Annotated in this window: 17 protein-coding genes; 10 read left to right on the forward strand and 7 right to left on the reverse strand. The window is 67.3% G+C overall.

Annotated features, from left to right (window positions below; translation table 11 throughout):
• Positions 1 to 71: 71 nt before the first annotated feature.
• Together JOF56_RS36175 and JOF56_RS36180 are read right to left on the reverse strand one after the other, a co-directional pair.
• A complete protein-coding gene (locus tag JOF56_RS36175; RefSeq protein ID WP_209643928.1) occupies positions 72 to 752 on the reverse strand; it encodes a GntR family transcriptional regulator in 681 nt (226 codons plus the stop codon).
• Positions 753 to 787: 35 nt separating this feature from the next.
• Complete coding sequence (locus tag JOF56_RS36180; RefSeq protein WP_209643929.1) at positions 788 to 1,804, reverse strand: proline racemase family protein; 1,017 nt, start codon at positions 1,802 to 1,804, stop codon at positions 788 to 790.
• A gap of 148 nt (positions 1,805 to 1,952) precedes the next feature.
• On the opposite strand from JOF56_RS36180, the gene JOF56_RS36185 reads away from it, so the two are divergent.
• From JOF56_RS36185 to JOF56_RS36205, 5 genes are read left to right on the forward strand one after another with little or no spacing between them, the layout of a single operon-like run.
• Positions 1,953 to 2,891, forward strand: coding sequence for a transporter substrate-binding domain-containing protein (locus tag JOF56_RS36185; protein WP_209643930.1), 939 nt, complete (start codon positions 1,953 to 1,955; stop codon positions 2,889 to 2,891).
• Between the two features lie 29 nt (positions 2,892 to 2,920).
• Positions 2,921 to 3,859, forward strand: coding sequence for an amino acid ABC transporter permease (locus JOF56_RS36190; protein ID WP_245378517.1), 939 nt, complete (start codon positions 2,921 to 2,923; stop codon positions 3,857 to 3,859).
• Positions 3,856 to 4,650, forward strand: coding sequence for an amino acid ABC transporter ATP-binding protein (locus JOF56_RS36195; RefSeq protein ID WP_307855409.1), 795 nt, complete (start codon positions 3,856 to 3,858; stop codon positions 4,648 to 4,650). The genes JOF56_RS36190 and JOF56_RS36195 overlap by 4 nt, the downstream gene beginning before the upstream one ends.
• 7 nt (positions 4,651 to 4,657) lie before the next feature.
• Positions 4,658 to 5,587 carry an ornithine cyclodeaminase family protein gene (locus tag JOF56_RS36200; protein ID WP_209643931.1) on the forward strand — a complete coding sequence of 310 codons (930 nt, stop codon included), beginning with the start codon at positions 4,658 to 4,660 and terminating at the stop codon, positions 5,585 to 5,587.
• The gene (locus JOF56_RS36205; RefSeq protein WP_209643932.1) at positions 5,584 to 7,614 is read left to right on the forward strand and encodes an oxidoreductase; all 2,031 of its coding nucleotides are present in this window, start codon (positions 5,584 to 5,586) and stop codon (positions 7,612 to 7,614) included. The genes JOF56_RS36200 and JOF56_RS36205 overlap by 4 nt, the downstream gene beginning before the upstream one ends.
• A 12-nt stretch (positions 7,615 to 7,626) precedes the next feature.
• Here the strand turns inward: JOF56_RS36205 and JOF56_RS36210 are convergent, their stop codons facing one another.
• The 3 genes from JOF56_RS36210 to JOF56_RS36220 form a co-directional block, all read right to left on the reverse strand.
• The gene (locus tag JOF56_RS36210; protein WP_209643933.1) at positions 7,627 to 8,250 is read right to left on the reverse strand and encodes a VC0807 family protein; all 624 of its coding nucleotides are present in this window, start codon (positions 8,248 to 8,250) and stop codon (positions 7,627 to 7,629) included.
• Between the two features lie 83 nt (positions 8,251 to 8,333).
• Positions 8,334 to 9,212: an SAM-dependent methyltransferase gene (locus JOF56_RS36215; protein WP_307855410.1), complete on the reverse strand. Its 879-nt coding sequence runs from the start codon at positions 9,210 to 9,212 to the stop codon at positions 8,334 to 8,336.
• The gene (locus JOF56_RS36220) at positions 9,205 to 10,260 is read right to left on the reverse strand and encodes a LacI family DNA-binding transcriptional regulator (protein ID WP_209643934.1); all 1,056 of its coding nucleotides are present in this window, start codon (positions 10,258 to 10,260) and stop codon (positions 9,205 to 9,207) included. Before JOF56_RS36220 ends, JOF56_RS36215 begins: the two co-directional genes overlap by 8 nt.
• A gap of 145 nt (positions 10,261 to 10,405) precedes the next feature.
• Between JOF56_RS36220 and JOF56_RS36225 the strand changes: the two genes are divergently transcribed.
• The 5 genes from JOF56_RS36225 (at position 10,406) to JOF56_RS36245 (ending at position 15,074) form a co-directional block, all read left to right on the forward strand.
• The gene (locus JOF56_RS36225) at positions 10,406 to 11,770 is read left to right on the forward strand and encodes an ABC transporter substrate-binding protein (protein ID WP_209643935.1); all 1,365 of its coding nucleotides are present in this window, start codon (positions 10,406 to 10,408) and stop codon (positions 11,768 to 11,770) included.
• Positions 11,771 to 11,775: 5 nt separating this feature from the next.
• Positions 11,776 to 12,720 (forward strand): carbohydrate ABC transporter permease, encoded by a 945-nt coding sequence (locus JOF56_RS36230; RefSeq protein WP_209643936.1) that lies wholly within the window; start codon positions 11,776 to 11,778, stop codon positions 12,718 to 12,720.
• A complete protein-coding gene (locus tag JOF56_RS36235; RefSeq protein WP_307855411.1) occupies positions 12,717 to 13,541 on the forward strand; it encodes a carbohydrate ABC transporter permease in 825 nt (274 codons plus the stop codon). The genes JOF56_RS36230 and JOF56_RS36235 overlap by 4 nt, the downstream gene beginning before the upstream one ends.
• 82 nt (positions 13,542 to 13,623) lie before the next feature.
• A complete protein-coding gene (locus JOF56_RS36240) occupies positions 13,624 to 14,655 on the forward strand; it encodes a glycoside hydrolase family 68 protein (protein WP_209643937.1) in 1,032 nt (343 codons plus the stop codon).
• 125 nt (positions 14,656 to 14,780) lie between these two features.
• The gene (locus JOF56_RS36245) at positions 14,781 to 15,074 is read left to right on the forward strand and encodes a DUF6355 family natural product biosynthesis protein (RefSeq protein WP_209643938.1); all 294 of its coding nucleotides are present in this window, start codon (positions 14,781 to 14,783) and stop codon (positions 15,072 to 15,074) included.
• A gap of 75 nt (positions 15,075 to 15,149) precedes the next feature.
• Here the strand turns inward: JOF56_RS36245 and JOF56_RS36250 are convergent, their stop codons facing one another.
• Both JOF56_RS36250 and JOF56_RS36255 read right to left on the reverse strand, forming a co-directional pair.
• Positions 15,150 to 16,460, reverse strand: a complete 1,311-nt coding sequence (locus JOF56_RS36250; RefSeq protein WP_209643939.1) for an MFS transporter — start codon at positions 16,458 to 16,460, stop codon at positions 15,150 to 15,152.
• Positions 16,461 to 16,498: 38 nt separating this feature from the next.
• Positions 16,499 to 17,008: a flavin reductase family protein gene (locus JOF56_RS36255; RefSeq protein WP_245378518.1), complete on the reverse strand. Its 510-nt coding sequence runs from the start codon at positions 17,006 to 17,008 to the stop codon at positions 16,499 to 16,501.
• Position 17,009 lies beyond the last annotated feature (1 nt).

The following is a 17,009-nucleotide window of genomic DNA, read 5'->3' on the forward strand; positions in this document are numbered from 1 at the left end:
GTTTCGGCCCGTCCACCTCGCACAAGGAGTCACGGATGGCAGACGTATCGGTCGATCACAGAGAGCGGAGTTCAGCGGGGTGGTTCGGCCCAGAGCGTTCGCACGTGACCGATGTGCTGGGCGGCCAATGCCTCCAGGCCTGGCCGGTCGCCGGCGAGTGCCAGGTCGATCATCTGGCTGTGCTCGGCGACCGAGCGATCGAGCAGGCCGGCCCTGGCGACGGCCTCCAGACCGTACAACCGGCTGCGGTTACGCAGATCGCGGACGATCGTGACGAGTTCCGCATTGCCTGCCAGGGCGAGGAAGTCGGTGTGGAAGTCGGTGTCGAGCTGGATGAACCGGACCATGTCCTCGCCGCGTGCGGCCTCGGCCATCTCGTCGGCACGCGCCCGGAGTGCTTTCAGGGCTTCGACTATCTGGGGGTTGTCCGCGGCGGCGGCCACCTCGCCCATGGTCGGGACCTCAAGCAGTAAACGCACCTTGGCGAACTGGTCCAGCTGGTGGTCGCTGAGCTCGGTCACCCGGAAACCCTTGTTGCGAAGGACCTCGACGAGACCCTCGCGGACCAGGTCCAGCATCGCCTCACGCACGGGCGTGGCCGAAACGCCGAGCATCTCGCCCAGGACCGGGGCCGAGTACACCACGCCGGGGCGCAGTTGCCCGGAGATCAAGGCGGCGCGCAGCGCCTCCGACACCTGTTCGCGCAGGTTGTCCACGCGGGAGACCGCGCGGAGTGCCGGGGGAGCATTCATGGTGGTCCTCACATTCTGTGATCTCACCCGAAGGATCAGCGCAGCACGAAACCGGGCGTCATGTCGTCGTCCGGATCGACCACGAACAAGTGCTCGCCGGTCGCATAGGCGGTCCCCGTCACCTTTGGTGTCACCGCGTTCCGGCCGTGCTCGACCCCGTGCCCGACGATCCTACCGATGAACGTGGACCTCACGATGGAATGGTGCACAAGGTGCCGGCCCTCGGCGAGCTTGCCGGTCGCGGCCAGCGTCGCGAGGCGTGCGCACGTCCCGGACCCGCACGGGGAACGGTCGACCTCCCCGTCCGCGAACACGGTGACGTTGCGCTGCACCAGGTTCCCGTCTTCGTGGCCCTGGTCCTCGAAGAAGATCACGCCGTAGATGCCGTTCAGACGGGAGTCCGTCGGGTGCTCGGCGTGGGCGGTGTCGTTGAGCTCGGTCTTCATCTCGCGGCTGAGTTCGATCAGCCGCGGCAGGTCGCGGTTGGTCACGGTCAGCCCCAGGTCAGCGACGTCGACCTGGGCGTAGATCGCGCCACCGAAGCTGATCGCGGTGTTGACCGTCCCCGCAGACGTCTCGACCTTCACCAAGTCGTGCAGTTGGTAGCTGGGGACGTTGACGAAGTCCACGGACGTGACTCGCCCTTCGGCGCCGGTCGAGACGCGAGCGGTGACGCGACCGGACGGGACGTCGATGACGACGTCGGTGACGCCGCCTTCGGCGATGGGCACACGGCCTGTCCGTATCGCCCAGGCGCCGAGGGCGATCGTGCCGTGGCCGCAGGCCGTGGAGAACCCGTCCTTGTGCCAGAACAGCACCCCGAAGTGCGCGCCTTCGTCGTCGGGTTCGGTGATGAAGCCGCCGTACATGTCCGCGTGCCCGCGCGGCTCGGAGCAGAGCAGCGCGCGCAATCCGTCGACCTCAGGGGACTGCATGGCCTCGACGCGCTTTTCGGCGACCGTCCGTGAGCGTAGCGGCGGTACGTCGGTCACGATGCGGAACGGCTCGCCGCCAGTGTGGTAGTCGACCGTGCGAACTGTGAAGCGTTCCATGCCGCCCATCCTTCTCCGGCCCCGTGAGAGATCTTCGCACTCGGGTGTTGCTTATGTCATGTGACAGTGCAATGGTACATGGCACTGACGGAGCTGTCAGCGTTCCAGTGCCGCTGGAGCGTCGTGTCCTTGACCACCGGAGGCCAAGATGAATCGGCCCACGATCTCTCGGCGGCCACGCGCACTCGTCGCCGCCGTGTCCCTTGCCACCCTGCTGTCGGCGGTCGTCGGCTGCTCGAGCTCGGGCTCTGGCTCCGCGGCGTCCCCGTCGTCGAGCGCGGGAGCCGCGATTCAGGCGGATCCGGCGCTCGCCGCGATGCTTCCCCAGTCCGTCAAGGACAAGGGCTACCTCGACGTGGCGTCCGAGATCTACCCGCCCGCGGTGATCGTGGCGCAGCAGGGCGCGGAGCCGACCGGCTGGGACGTCGAGACAGTGCGGGCGATCGCGGCGACCCTCGGGCTGAAGGCCAGGTTCCAGATCGTGCCCTTCGACGGCATCGTGCCCGGTCTGCAGGCCGGCCGGTACCAGGCCGCAGCCGGCGAAATCTTCATCACGCCCGAGCGCTCCGCGGTGGTGACCTTCGTCAAGAACCACGTCACCACCGACTCGCTGCTGGTCAAGAAGGACCGCGACATCTCCGGGGCCACCGAGGACGCCCTCTGCGGTCTCACGGTGAGCGTGCAGCTGGGCTCCGCAGAGGCGAAGTTCGCCGACTCGATCGCCGCGAAGTGCCAGTCCGGCGGCAAGGCCGTGATGCAGGTCAAGACCTTCCAGGAGCAGGCCGCGGTCAACCTCGCGGTCAGCGAGGGCCGGGCCGACGCCGCGCTCGGGTCCACCAGCCAGATCGCCTACGTCGTCAACCAGACCAAGGGCAAGTTCAAGACGGTCGAACTGCCGTGGGGCCCGACGAACGCCACCGGCATCGCACTGGCGCGCAACGCCGACACCGACCGGCTGGCCAAGGCCATCGAGGCGGCGACCAACAAGCTGCTGCAGGACGGCACGATCAAGAAGATCCTCGACTCCTACACCGGCGGCCTCGGCGCCGTCGACAAGGCCGCGATCGTTCCGGCCCCCGCGTCCTGACGGCCCCGGCTGATGGAGAGGAGAGACGGATGACCACGTCGGTGGACCACGACGTTTCCCCGGACAGCTCACGGCGGCCCCCGACCGAGATGGTGCAGCTCAAGCACCCGGGCCGCGTGATCGGGGCGGTGTTCGCCCTGCTGCTGGCATTCCTGCTGTTCCGGTCGTTCCTGACCAATGAGAACTACGAATGGGAGGTCGTCGGGGAGTATCTGTTCAACGAGCAGATCATGCTCGGCCTCGGCCGCACGCTCATCCTGACCGCGGTGGCCATGACGGTCGGCATTCTCTTCGGCATCGTGCTGGCCACGTGCCGGCTGTCGGAGAACAAGGTGATCTCCCTGGCGGCCGGGGCGTACCTCTGGTTCTTCCGCGGCACGCCGCTGCTGATCCAATTGGTGTTCTGGTACAACCTCTCCGCGCTCTACCCGCATCTGGGCATCTCCCTTCCGTTCGGTGGTCCGGAACTGTGGGGCGGCGAGACCAACAAGATCCTCGATCTGTGGTTCGTGGCCCTGCTGGGACTGAGCCTCAACGAGTCGGCCTACATGGCCGAGATCGTGCGAGGCGGTCTGCTGGCCGTTCCGCGCCAGCAGACCGAGGCTGCCAAGGCACTCGGGATGAGCAGCTGGCTGACCTTCCGGCGGATCGTCCTGCCCCAGGCGCTGCGCGTGATCGTGCCCCCGACCGGCAACCAGGTCATCGGGATGCTCAAGCACAGCTCGCTGGTCAGCGTGATCGCGTTGCCGGAGCTGCTCTACTCCGCGCAGCTGATCTATTCCCAGTCGTTCCAGACGATCCCGCTGCTGATCGTGGTGGCGCTCTGGTACCTGCTGTGCACGACCGTACTTTCGATGATCCAGAGCCGTATCGAGCGCTATTACGGCCGAGGCAGCCATCCGACGACCCCGACGAAGAAGAGTCTCCGGCAGCGGCTGCGGACGAGGAATGAAGAGGTGGCGAAGTGACTGCGCCGATCTTGCCGGAAACCGCCACCGCGGAACCGATCGTGCGGATCTTCGACCTGCACAAGGACTTCGGCAGTGTGTCCGTCCTCAAAGGTGTGGATCTCACGGTCTCCCGGGGTGAGGTGCTGTGCGTGCTGGGCCGTTCGGGATCCGGCAAGAGCACGATGTTGCGCTGCATCAACCACCTCGAGAAGCCGACCCGCGGCGCCGTCGTCGTCAACGGTGAAGTCGTGGGCTATCGCGAAAAAGGCGGGAAGCTGCACGAGTTGCGGCCCAGAGAGGTGGCCCGCCAGCGCGCCGACACCGGGATGGTGTTCCAGTCCTTCAACCTGTTCCCGCATCTCACCGTGCTGGAGAACATCATCGAGGCACCGCGCCGGGTCCGTCGCAGGCCCGAAGCGGAGTGCGTCGCCGACGCGATGCAGGCACTCGCGGACGTCGGCCTGCGCGAGAAGGCCGAGGTCTATCCGCAGACGCTTTCCGGCGGGCAGCAGCAGCGCGTCGCGATCGCCCGGGCTCTGGTGATGAACCCACAGGTACTGCTCTTCGACGAGCCGACCTCCGCGCTGGATCCGGAGCTCGTCGGCGAGGTACTGGAGGTCATGAAACGCCTTGCCGCGAAAGGGATGACGATGATCGTCGTCACCCACGAGATCGGCTTCGCGCGCAATGTCGCCGACCGGGTCGTCTTCATGTCCGAAGGCAGGATCGTCGAGCAGGGGCCGCCCGCCGAGGTGATCGACAACCCGGCGCACGAGGCCACGCGGCTGTTCCTGAAGAACCTGATGTGAGGGAGCCATGAACACCATCGGCCTGGACTTCGACGACGTCCGTGCGGCGGTTTCCATGCAGGACGCGATCGTCGCCGTGCGGCAGGCGTTTCTCGACCTGGCCGCCGGCCACTTCGAACAGCCGGTGCGGACCGCCATGCGCGACGGGCAGTTCCTCATCATGTCCACCCACCACCGGCCCTCGGCCACCGCGATGGTCAAGACCCTGAGCGTCGACTTCACCCGTGTCCCGGCGATCGCGGGCACCGTCACCTGGGCGGAGACCCGCCAGGGCACGCTCGTCGCGGACGCGGCGGCGGTTACGGGCCTGCGCACTGGTGCCGTCTCGGGCGTGGCGACCGATCTGCTTGCCCCCGCCGACGCCGACACAATGGCGATCATCGGCGCCGGTGGGCAGGCACCGGACCAGGTACGGGCCGTGCACGCGGTCCGTCCCCTGCGCGGACTGTCCATCATGGACCGCGACCGGTCCCGTGCCGCGGCGCTTGCCGACCTTCTGAGGTCCGAGCTGCCGCAGGTCGAGATCGACGTGGCCGACGGCGTGGACACCGCTGTGAGGCGTGCGGACATCGTCACCTGCGCGACGCCGGCGACCGAACCGGTGTTGGCGAGCGAGATGCTCCGTCCGCGCGTCCACATCAACGCCATCGGGGCATTCCGGCCCACCATGCGGGAACTGCCCGACGATCTGCTCGGCGAAGCCACCGTTGTGATCGACGACCTGGCGGCGATCCTGGAGGAGTCTGGGGAGATCCTGCACGCACTCGACTCAGGCGCCCTGACAGAGGACGATCTCATCGTGCTTGGCGATGCGCTGACTCACGCACCGGAACGACGCGAGCGCACGGTGTTCAAGACCGTCGGCGTGGCGGCGCAGGACTGGGCGATCGCACGGCTGCTGGCGGCGAAGTTCCTCCCTGCCGGGGCGCCGGCATGATGAACGACCCCCTGATGACGCCCTTCACGCTCAAGGACCTGACGCTGCGCAACCGCATCGTCAGCACGTCCCACGAGCCCGCCTACAGCGAGGACGGCCTGCCCAAGGACCGGTATCGCGCCTACCACGTCGCGAAGGCGCGCGGCGGGGTCGGGCTGACCATGATCGGCGGCAGCGCCCTGGTCAGCCGCGAGAGTGCGCCCGCGTTCGGCAACCTTCAGCTGTGGAAGGAGGAATCCGAGCCGCTGCTGCGCAGGCTGGCCACCGAGGTCCACGACGAAGGCGCGGCGGTGATGATCCAGCTGACCCATCTCGGGCACCGCACGAGCAACTACGTCGACGACTGGCTCCCGGCGATCTCAGTGGACAACGTGCGCGAACCCGCTCACCGCGCCTTCGCCAAGGCGGCGGAGGAGTGGGATCTCGACCGGGTGCTCGGCGACTTCGTGCGTGCGGCCCAGATGTGCCAGGCCGCAGGCCTCGACGGCATCGAGCTCAACCTGTACGGCCACTTCCTGGACGCGTTCTGGACGCCGTACTGGAACCATCGCGACGACGAGTACGGCGGAACGTACGAGAACCGGGTGCGATACCCCCTCCGGGTAATCCGCGCCATTCGCGAGGCCGTCGGTCCCGGGTTTGTCGTCGGGGCCCGGATGACTTTCGACGAACTGCGTGAAGGGGGACTCGAAACCGGTGAGGCGCTGCGCATCGCGGACGACATCACGGTCGCGGGGATCGATTTCATCAGCCTGATCAAGGGCTCGATCGCCACGGACGCCGACCTGGCCCGTGCGATCCCGCCGATGTCCACGCCCACCGCGCCGCACCTGGAGTTCGCGGGCGAGGTGAAGCGGAAGCTCTCGGTCCCGGTCATGCACGCCGCACGGATCACCGACGTCGAGACGGCTCGGCACGCGATCGCGGAGGGGCTGCTGGACCTGGTCGGCATGACCCGGGCGCTGATGGCCGACCCTGAGCTGCCCAACAAGGTCAGGACCGGGCAGACCGACCGGATCCGGCCCTGCGTCGGCGCGAGCATGTGCATCGACGGCATCTACCAGTCGGGCGCGGCCTACTGCATCCACAATCCGTCGACCGGGCGGGAACTTGAGCTGCCCCACCAAGTTGCCCGGACCGGCACGCCCAAGCGGATCGCGGTCGTCGGTGCGGGACCGGCCGGTCTGGAGTCGGCCAGGGTGCTCGCCGAACGGGGCCACGACGTCCAGCTCTTCGAAGCCGCGGACAAGGTCGGAGGCCAGTTGTCGCTCGCCTCGCTGGCCCCACGCCGCCGCGATCTCCGCGGCATCATCGACTGGCGGGTCGAAGAACTCGCCCGGCTCGGTGTGCCCATCTCGTTGAACGCCTACGTCGATGCCGACGAGCTCCGTGCGCAGTCCTGGGACGTGGTCATCGTGGCGACCGGCGGAACCCCTGCCGCGCCTCGGATCCCGGGAGCCGATCTCGTCCTCGACACATGGGACGTACTCTCCGGCGCCCGTCGGCCGGGCGGGCATGTCATGGTCTACGACGACCACGGCGGCAACCAGACACTCGACGCGGTCGAGGCTCTGGTAACACACGGCGCGAAGGTCGAGCTCGTCACGCCGGAGCGGGGGATTTCGCCCGATGTAGGGGGAATCACCGCCGCGGGATACTTCCACGAACTGGCCAAGCACGGCGTCACCGTGACCATCCTCCGACGGCTGCGCGCGGTGACGCGGTCCGGCAGGGGAGTCGAGGTGGAGCTCGGAATCGACGGCTTCGACTTCCGCGAAAGCCGTACCTTCGACGCCGTCGTGGCCGAGATGGGGACAGAACCCGTCACCGAGCTCTACGACGAACTCGTCCCGCTGTCCACCAACCACGGGACCGTCGATCTGGCCGCACTGCTGGCCGGACAGCCACAGGAGGTGGCTCGCAACGACGCGGGCTCGTTCCGGCTCTATCGCGTCGGTGATGCGGTGTCCAGCCGTAACGTCCACGCGGCGATCCTCGACGCAGCCCGGCTGTGCCGGGCCGTCTGAACCCGGCCTGGGTCAGGCTGGGACGGGGATTCGCTTGGCCTGCTTGGCAACGCGGACCGTGATCAGGAACAGGACCGCGATGGTGCCGATGGACAGCACGGTGGACAACCCGACCATCGTGCTGACCGGCAGCTGGTAGGCCAGCACTGCCCGGGCGATCGACTCTGCCAGCAGGCCGAAGCCCCAGAGCAGGCTCAACGACCGCATCACCATGCGCAGCTGGCGGTTCTGCCGGTATTTCTGTTCCAGTTCGGCGGCCTCGGCCGGGTTGCTTCCGACAGCCCTGCGATACGCCAGATAGGTCAGCGGCTTGCCGAACAGGCAGCTGGCCAGAAACGCGATCCCGACAACCGCGCTGGTCAGCGATGCTTTGAGGATCACGAACCGCGGATCGTCGAACAGCACCGCGGCGATCAGGCCGATGCCGAAGATGCCGAGCATGACCCCGGAGAACACCTCCAGCCGCCGGGCCCGGACTGCTTCGGCGATCATCACGCCGCCTGAGATCAGGGTGCCGCCGAGCAGGGCGACCCAGTCGTTCGCACCGGCCGCGTGCAGCACGTAGTAGACCGCGACGGGCGGGACGATGTCCTTGACGAGGACCGGGACCAGGTTCTTGACCACGTTGTCTGCCATGCCGATGACGTTATGAGCGATCGAGTCCCGGTCCCTCGGCGTTCTGTCAGGCTCCAGCCCTGACATCTGTCACGAGGGGTTTCCTACGGTTTCCGGGCGACCCCGCCGACCACCAGTCGCTGGACGGCGGCCAAGGGCTTGAGCCGTGGACCGTCCGGCCACCAGTCGACCACCTTGACGAGTCCGGGTGTCACCATTTCCAGGCCGTCGAAGAACGACAGGATCTCCTCGTGCGTCCGGCACTCGCCGGACCCGACGGTGTTGCGCAGATTCTCTTCGAGCTGACGGGCAAGCGCCTGGTACTCGCTGCCTTCGCCGGGATCCAGGAAGTGGCTCAGCGCGACATACGACCCGGAGGGCAGCGCGTCGATGTAGGTGCGCATCAGCTCGGCCGGGTTTTCCTCGTCGAGCACGTGGTGGATCGTGGCGCACTGCATGAGTGCCATGGGGCGGCTGAAGTCGAGGTGCTTGGTGACGACCGGGTGCGCGAGGAGTTCCTCGGGCTGGCGGAGATCGGCGAAGACGAAATGGGTCTGCGGGTTCTCCGCCAGCAGTGCCCGGCCGTGCGCGGCGACCATCGGATCGTTGTCGACGTACACGACTGGGACATCCGGGCGAATCCGTTGCGCGATCTGGTGGACGTTCTCGGCTGTGGGCAGGCCGGATCCGCAGTCCAGGAACTGGTCGATGCCGCCCTCGCCGACCAGGAACCGGACCACCCGGATCAGCCAGTTGCGCAGATCCCGGGCGGCCAGGGGAGCGTCCGGGTCGATCGCGATGGCCTGCCGGTAGACCTCCCGGTCCACCTCGTAGTTGTCCTTGCCGCCGAGGAAGGCGTCGTAGACCCGGGCGATACTGGGCCGGGTCGGATCCACTTGCGGCAACTCGGGTTCTTCTACTGCGGACATCGTGCTCGTCTCCGGTTCGGCGGCCAGCAAAGCCACCACCTTAGTATCAGGCACGCACAGCGACCGAGTCGCGGGTTCGGACCGGCATGGGGACCCGGTATATCCGGCTTTCCGGGGTGGTTGCCTGCCGATGCCGTTCTATCTCGGTGAAGAGCACGTCGACTGCTTTGCGGCCGAGTTCGTAGTGGGGGAGTGCGATGGTGGTGAGCTGGGGGCGGATCCAGGTGGCGACCGGGTGGTCGTCGAAGGAGACGACGGAGACCTCGGCGGGTACTTTCAGCCTGAAGTCGTCGAGGGCCTGGTAGGCGCCGACGGCGATTCTGTCGTTGAGGCAGATCAGTGCGCTGGGCCGGGTGTGTTCCAGCAGTTCGCGGGTGGCCTGATAGCCGTACTCGGGTTGCCAGTCGGGGCAGACGCGACCACTGGCGATCTTCACTTTGGCTTTGCCGAGGACCTCGCGGATGCCGGTGACTCGTTCGACGCCGGCGAGGGCTCCCGGGGGTACGTCGTGGATTCCCGGGCCTGCGCCGATGAGGTGGATATCGTTGCGGTGGCCGGCGTCGAGCAGTATCCGCGCTGCCGCCCGCCCGGCCTCGACCTCGTCCGGCACGATCGCGGGTAGCGCGCAGGGCTGTTCGGAGATCGCGTTGAGCAGGACGGCGGGGCCTGACGTCAGTGCGGCAGGCACCTTGAGCGACCGGGTGAACATGGACGCGTAGATGATGCCGTCGACCTGGCGGTCGTGCATCGCCTGCAGCAGGCCGCTCTCCAGGTCGGCCTCCCCTTCGGACTCGCCGATGAACAGCATCATGTCCTGTTCCCGGGCGGCTTCGAGCGCTCCTTTGATCATGTCGCCGGCGAGCCGGGTGGTGGCGACGGTGTCGGAGACGAAACCGATGGTCCGGGTCGTGCCCGTGCGCAGTCCAATGGAGACGATGTTGGGCCGGTAGCCCAGTTCGTTCGCCGCGTCCAGGACCTGCTGCTCCACCGCTTGCGAGATCCGTAGTTCGCGGCCTCTTCCGGCCAGTACGAGCGACACCGTGGTGCGTGAGACGCCCGCGTGCCTGGCGACATCGGACAGTGTGACCCGTCGTGAGCTCACCGGTGGGCCTCCAGGGGACGCGTCTTGACATCGGCCAGAGTGAGGGTAACACTATCGCCGTTCCATGCTAACCCGATTTAGCAACCGGCGCGAAGTAGTCTGCGAGTCGGTTGGAAGTCCACACGAGAATCTCTGAGGAGACGCAATGCCGCGTCACATCAGCCGTCGCAGGACTGTGCCCGGACTCGTCGCGCTGGCGGGAACGCTGGCCGTAACACTGATCGCGGGCTGCAGCGGACCGGGCAGCAACAGTCCACAGACGACAGACACCGGTCCGGCCCTGTCGGCGCCGCCGACCTGTGGCACGCAGCCGGTGAAGATGTCCGCCTACTTCGAGACCGGGTTCCCGATGGCGAGGGCACTCACCGACGAGTTCACCAAGCAGCACCCGACCGTCACCTGGGACATCCGGGAGGACCAGTTCGCGGTGATCACCCAGAACGCGCCCCGCGTGCTGGCCGACAACCCGCCGGATCTGATGCGGCTGCCGCAGGTCTCCGAACTGGTGCGCAACAACCTGCTGAAGAACCTCGACAACTACGCGAAGGCGTTCGGCTGGGACAAGTGGCCGGCCTCGCAGCTGGAGCAGCTACGCATGAAGCCCGGCGGTGGTGCGCGGGGCGAGGGATCGCTGTTCGCGATGGGCCTGAACTTCAGCGTCACCGGGGTCTTCTACAACAAGACGCTCGCGGAGCGTATCGGCATGACGTCCCCGCCGGCCACGCTGGCGGAGTTCGATGCCCTGCTCGCCAAGGCCAAGCAGGCGAACATCACGCCGATCGTCCAGTTCAACGGCGGTGCCACCGGCGGGTTCGCGTTCCCGCTGCAGAACCTGATGGCGGCCTACGGCGAACCGAAGCCCATCAATGACTGGATCTTCCAGAAGCCGAACGCCACGATCGACACGGCGGCCAACCGCTCCGGCGCGGAGCATCTGGACCGGTGGATCAAGGCGGGCTACTTCGACCGGGACGCCAACGCCATGGAATACGCCAAGATGATGGGCAAGTTCCAGGCAGGCGACGGACTGTTCATGTTCAACGGTGACTGGGAGTCCGGCAACCTGGACAAGGCGATGGCCGGCAAGGCCGGCTTCTTCCCGGTGCCCTCCGCGGCCGGCGGCAAGGTGGCCGCGATGTCGGCGCCGCTGACGTACGGGATCGCGACGAACGCGAAGCACGCCGACTGCGCCGCGTTCTACCTCAACTGGGTGGCGACCAACGCGGATGCCCGCCGGATCGCCGTCGAGGTCGGTGGGTCACACCCGATGGGACCGGCCGACGCGCCCATGCCAGCGGTCAAACAGGGCACGGTCACCGCGGAGACGCTCGCGGCCGGTGCGAAGATCCTGCAGGACAACGCGGCGATGGACTTCATCGCCAACGCCACCGGCGCGATCTACGCCAAGAGCTGGACCCCGCAACTGCAGAAACTGTTCGCGGGACAGCAAACGCCGCAAGGGCTGCTGCAGAGCGTGCAGAGCGACTACGTCAGCCAGATCGGGAGCTGACTGGAATGCCCCAGTCGACGCTGACCGCCACCGCCGGTCTGAGCCAACAGCCGGTGACCGCCCCCAAGGCGCGGCGCCGCCGCCCTGCGGGTAGTGCGCTTGCCTGGCTGTTCGCCGCACCGGCGGTGGTGGTCTACGCGGTGTTCGTGCTGCTGCCGATGGGGCGCACGATCCAGTACTCGCTGTACCAGTGGGACGGCATCGGCGCGTCCCCGTGGGTCGGGCTGGACAACTACGCGAAGGTGTTCACCGACCCGGAACTGTTCGACACGATCCTCAACGCGATCAAGCTGATCGTGTACTTCAGCGGCATCCCGGTGGTGCTGGGACTGGCGATCGCGGCCACCATCCGGCGCATCGCCACCAGCAGGCTTGCCGTAGTCGCACGGACCGTGCTGTTCATCCCTCAGGTCATTCCCCTTGTCGCGGCGGGCATCGCGTGGAGCTGGCTGCTGTCCTCGACCGGTCTGATCAACCAGCTGCTGTCCATGATCGGTCTGGATGGCGTGACGCGGGCATGGCTGGGCGACTTCGCCACGGCCCTGCCCGCGGTCGGCGTGATCGGCGCCTGGGTGTTGCTGGGGCTGTGCACTCTGCTGCTGTTGGCCGGGATGAGCCGGATCGATCCGGCACTGTACGAGGCTGCCCGGATCGACGGCGCCGGGCCGTTCCGTGAGTTCTTCTCGATCACTGTGCCGAGCCTTCGCCAGGAGATCGGTGTCTGTGTGACTGTCACGGTCATCGCGGCCCTGGCCAGCTTCGACATCGTCTACATCGCCACCCAGGGCGGCCCCGGCAACACCACGATGGTGCCCGGACTGGAGATCTACTACCGGGCCTTCGTGGAACGGCAGGTCGGCGTGGCCTCGGCACTCGCCGTGGTGCTCATGGTCCTCGTCCTGGTGTGCGTCCTGCCCATCCAACGCCTCACCAGGGAGGAGTCCTCGTGATCGTCGGACGTCGCGAGGCATGGACCGGACGGCTGTTCCTCATCCTGCTGATGGTGGTGACGGTCGTCCCCTTCGTCAGCCTGTTCCTCACCGCACTGCACCCTTCCGGCAGCTACCCGGCCGGACTGTCGTGGCCGAGCCAGCCGCAGTGGGGCAACTTCGCGAAGGCGTTCCAGGCGGCGCACATGAGTGACCTGCTCGCGTCGAGCGTGCTCATCGTGCTTGGCGTGGTGCCGATTTCCCTGCTGATAGCCACTATGGCGGGCTTCGCCATCGGCCACCTCAGGATGACCGGGCGCCGGGTGGTGTTCCTGCTGTTCGTGTTCGGCCTGACGCTGCCGTTCGAGGGCATCATCACGCCGCTGTACTACCAGATCCGCGATATGGGCCTGCTCAACACCAGGTGGGCGATCATCCTGCCGCTGATCGGACTGTTCATGCCCTTCGCGGTCTTCTGGATGCGGGCCCACTTCATCAACGTGCCTGCCGAGATCTCCGAGGCCGCCCGGATCGACGGCGCCAACACCTGGCAGCAGTTCTGGCGCATCCACGTGCCACTGGCCGCACCGGCGATCTCGTCCCTGGCGATCCTGCTGTTTTTGTGGACCTGGAACCAGTTCCTGCTCACGATCGTCCTGGTCGACGATCCCGCCAAGCGGACCATGGCAGGGGCACTGGGCGCCTTCCAAGGCCAATGGGGAACCGACATCCCGTTGCTGTGCGCGGGATCCCTGCTCGTGCTGGCGCCCACCCTGATCATCTTCCTGATCTTCCAGCGCCGCTTCGTCTCCGCCCTGCTGCAGGGCTCGCTGAAAGGCTGATCCGCTGACCGCACACTGGACCCGCGACCACCTCGGCCGGCTCGCCCAAACGCCCGCACCGCCCAGCGGCCCGGCTCCCCGTGTGCTGCCGCACCACGACACCTGGGACATGTGGCCGGTCCAGGAGGAAGACGGCTCAACCGTTGTCGTCCACGACCGCGAACTGTGGATGACACTGGCCGCACCCGCGACAGGCCACCCCGAAGAACGCCACGACCGCGCCCGCATCCGGTTGCTCGCCAGGTCGAACGAGGGGTGGGAGGACCTCGGGAACGTGTTCGCCGACGGCACGTCACTGGGCAGTCGTGAGTGGTCGGGATCCGCGATCCGCAGGCCCGACGGCTCGGTCTCGGTCTTCTACACCGTCGCAGGCGAGCGCGGTGAAGCACGGCCGACGTTTCACCAGAAGGTCGCGGAAGCCCGCCCGAAGCTCAGCATCGATCGCGGGTCAGTCCACTTGGAACGCGACGTCGAGCACCATGTGGTCCTGCGCTCCGACGGCGATATCTATCTGCCCGCGGACGAGATCGACGGAGCTCCCGGCCGGATCAAGGCTTTCCGTGACCCGGCGTGGTTCCGCGATCCCGCCGACGGCCAGGAGTATCTGCTCGTCGCCGCCTCCACCCGATGGGATGATCACTTCGCCGGTGCCGTCGCGATCGCACGGGCGAACCCCGACGGCTGGGAGCTTCTTTCACCCCTTGTGGTCGCCGACGGGATCAACCATGAGATCGAACGACCACACGTCGTTGTGCACCAAGGCAGGTACTACCTGTTCTTCTGCACCGTCCGTCACAATTTCCACCCAGTGGATTGCGCGCCGACCGGGCTGTACGGCTTCGTCGCGCCGACATTGACAGGCCCGTACGAGCCGCTCAACGGCTCCGGCCTGGTCGTGCGGAACCCGCCGGCACAACCCGATCGCACCTATGCCTGGCTTGTGCTGCCCGACTTGAGCGTGTCCAGCTTCGTCAACTACTTGTCCACCAACGGCTTGGACCTTCGGCACGCAGGAGCGCAAGAAGCCCGGGCACAGTTCGGCGGCACTGCCGCCCCGGCCTTCACCCTCACCCTCGGCCAGACTACAGGTTCGGCTTCCTTTCACCGTGGATGAGCACTGTTTCAGCCCAGCCTGAAAGTGCGGCGGCCCTTGGCCTTTCGTGGATATGCTCCTGGCTGGTCCGCGTGTCGTGCGGAATTGAGAGCTCGTCATCCCTCGATATGAAAGGAATGATCTGCGTGCTCACCGTGAAAAGATTGCTGACCGCCGTGGTGGCGGTCGCGGGAACGCTCGTTTTCGCCAGCCCGGCACAGGCCGCGGTCCCGATCCCGTGTGGATACTGGGAGACCAGCGCCTCCGGCGCCAACTACAACCACTGTGGGTCCACGACAATCCTCATCCGGGTCGACCTTTCGGGCGCCGGCCCGGAGAACGACTACTGCAGGCTGGCCTACCCCGGGAACGTGTGGCTGGGGAAGGCCGAACTTGTGGACAACGCCTACTACATCAGCTCGGGCGTCTGCCCGCTCTGAGTAGCGGCCTGCTGCGGGATCCCGGCCTTCAGGTCCGGGTTCCTGCGCATGCCGTCCTGCTGCGTCGGAGGATGATCAGTCGAGCGGGTTGCCCCGGCCTTCGCGCATCGCGATCACGGCGCTGAGGCTGATCAAGGCGACCACGGTCATGTACGCCGAGACCGCCAGGGATGTGCCGGTGGCGGTCCGCAGGGTGCCGGCGATCAGTGGGGCGAAGCCGCCGCCCAGCACGGCACCGACCGCATAGGCGAATGACGCGCCGCTGTAGCGGAAGCGTGCCGGGAACAACTCCGCGAACCAGGCCGACTGCGGGCCGTAGGTGAGCCCGAGTCCTGTGGTGAGCACGAGCACGGCCACCACCATCAGGGCTACATTGGCGGTGTCGATCAGCAGGAAGAAGGGGAACGGCCACACCAACAGCAGCGCGGAGCCCACGAGGTAGACCGGGCGACGGCCTGCCCGGTCCGACCACCGTGCCCCGGTCACGATCGCGGCCAGGCATCCGACGCTGCCGATCACGACCACGACCAGCATCAGGTTCGCGCTGAGGTGCAGAACTCCCGTGCCGTAGGGCAGCAGGTAGGCGAGGAACACGTATCCGATCGCGTTGTTGGCGATGAAACTGGCCGCAGCCAGCAGCAGCTCGCGCGGGCGCTCCCGGAAAACGTCGATGAGCGGTCTGCTGCTGCGTGCCCGGCGCTCGCGAAGGGCGGCGAACACCGGGGTTTCGGCCACCTTCAGCCGCACCATGAGGCCGACCCCGATCAGCACGATGCTCGCGAGGAACGGCAGTCGCCATCCCCATTCCGCGAACTGCCCGGGTGACATGGAGTTGCGTACCGCGTAGAACGCGAGCTGGGCGAGGATCAGTCCAGCGGGTACACCGATCTGGGAGTACGCGCCGAACCTGCCGCGCTGCTTGGCCGGGGCGTGCTCCACCGCCATCAGCGCCGCGCCGGCCCATTCGCCGCCGGCCGATATGCCCTGGGCGAAGCGCACGATCACGAGCAGGATCGGCGCCAGCAGGCCGACCTGTGCGTAGGTGGGCAGCAGGCCCACCGCGACGGTCGCCAGCCCCATCACCAGCAGCGAGGCCACGAGCATCGTCTTGCGGCCTGCCACGTCGCCGAAGTGGCCCCAGACGATGCCGCCGAGCGGCCGGGCGGCGATGCCGACACCGAGCGCGGCGAACCCGGCCAGCGTGCCGGACGCCGACGAGAGGTTGGAGAAGAACTGGGTGTTGAAGACCAGCGACACCGCGGTCGCGAAGATGAAAAAGTCGTACCACTCGATGGTCGTGCCTACCGCGCTGGCGAACGCGACCCGCCGCAGCTGCACTCGGTCGACCGTCGTCGTGGTCCGCCCAGCACTCAGTGTCTGATCCATGAGCAACTCCTGTGGTCTTGGCCGGGAATGGTTGGAGTTCATCGGCGTCCTCCTGGTCGGACTGCCGCGATCGGCCACGCTGCGAACCGGCGTAGGCCGTACAGCAGGGGAGTGCCGGGGACCTGCGCGATCGTGGTGACTTCCCCGAGCACGACGGCGTGGTCGCCGACCATATGCACGTCGCTCACCTTGCATTCCGCGACGGCGAAGGCGTCCTGGGCCAGCCGTGGCAGACCGGCCTGGGACATCCGCCAGTGCACCTGGGAGAAGCGGTTCGCCTCGGCGCGTGAGAAGAGCTCTGCGGCCTCCTGCCCGCCGTCGTGCAGGAAGTTCACGGCGAAGCTGCCGCGGGCGGTGACGGCACTGAGGGTCCGGCTGCCGGTCCGCAGGCAGACCAGCAGGGTGGGCGGCAGCAGCGTGGCGCTGGCGATCGACGAGCAGGTCATACCCTGCGGCGCGCCGTCCGCGTCGAGCCCGGTGACCACGGCGACCCCGGTCGGGAACGTGCTCATCAGCTCGCGGTAGTCCTGTGTGGGCGTACCAGGCATG

The organism is Kibdelosporangium banguiense (genome assembly GCF_017876405.1).
Taxonomy (GTDB): domain Bacteria; phylum Actinomycetota; class Actinomycetes; order Mycobacteriales; family Pseudonocardiaceae; genus Kibdelosporangium; species Kibdelosporangium banguiense.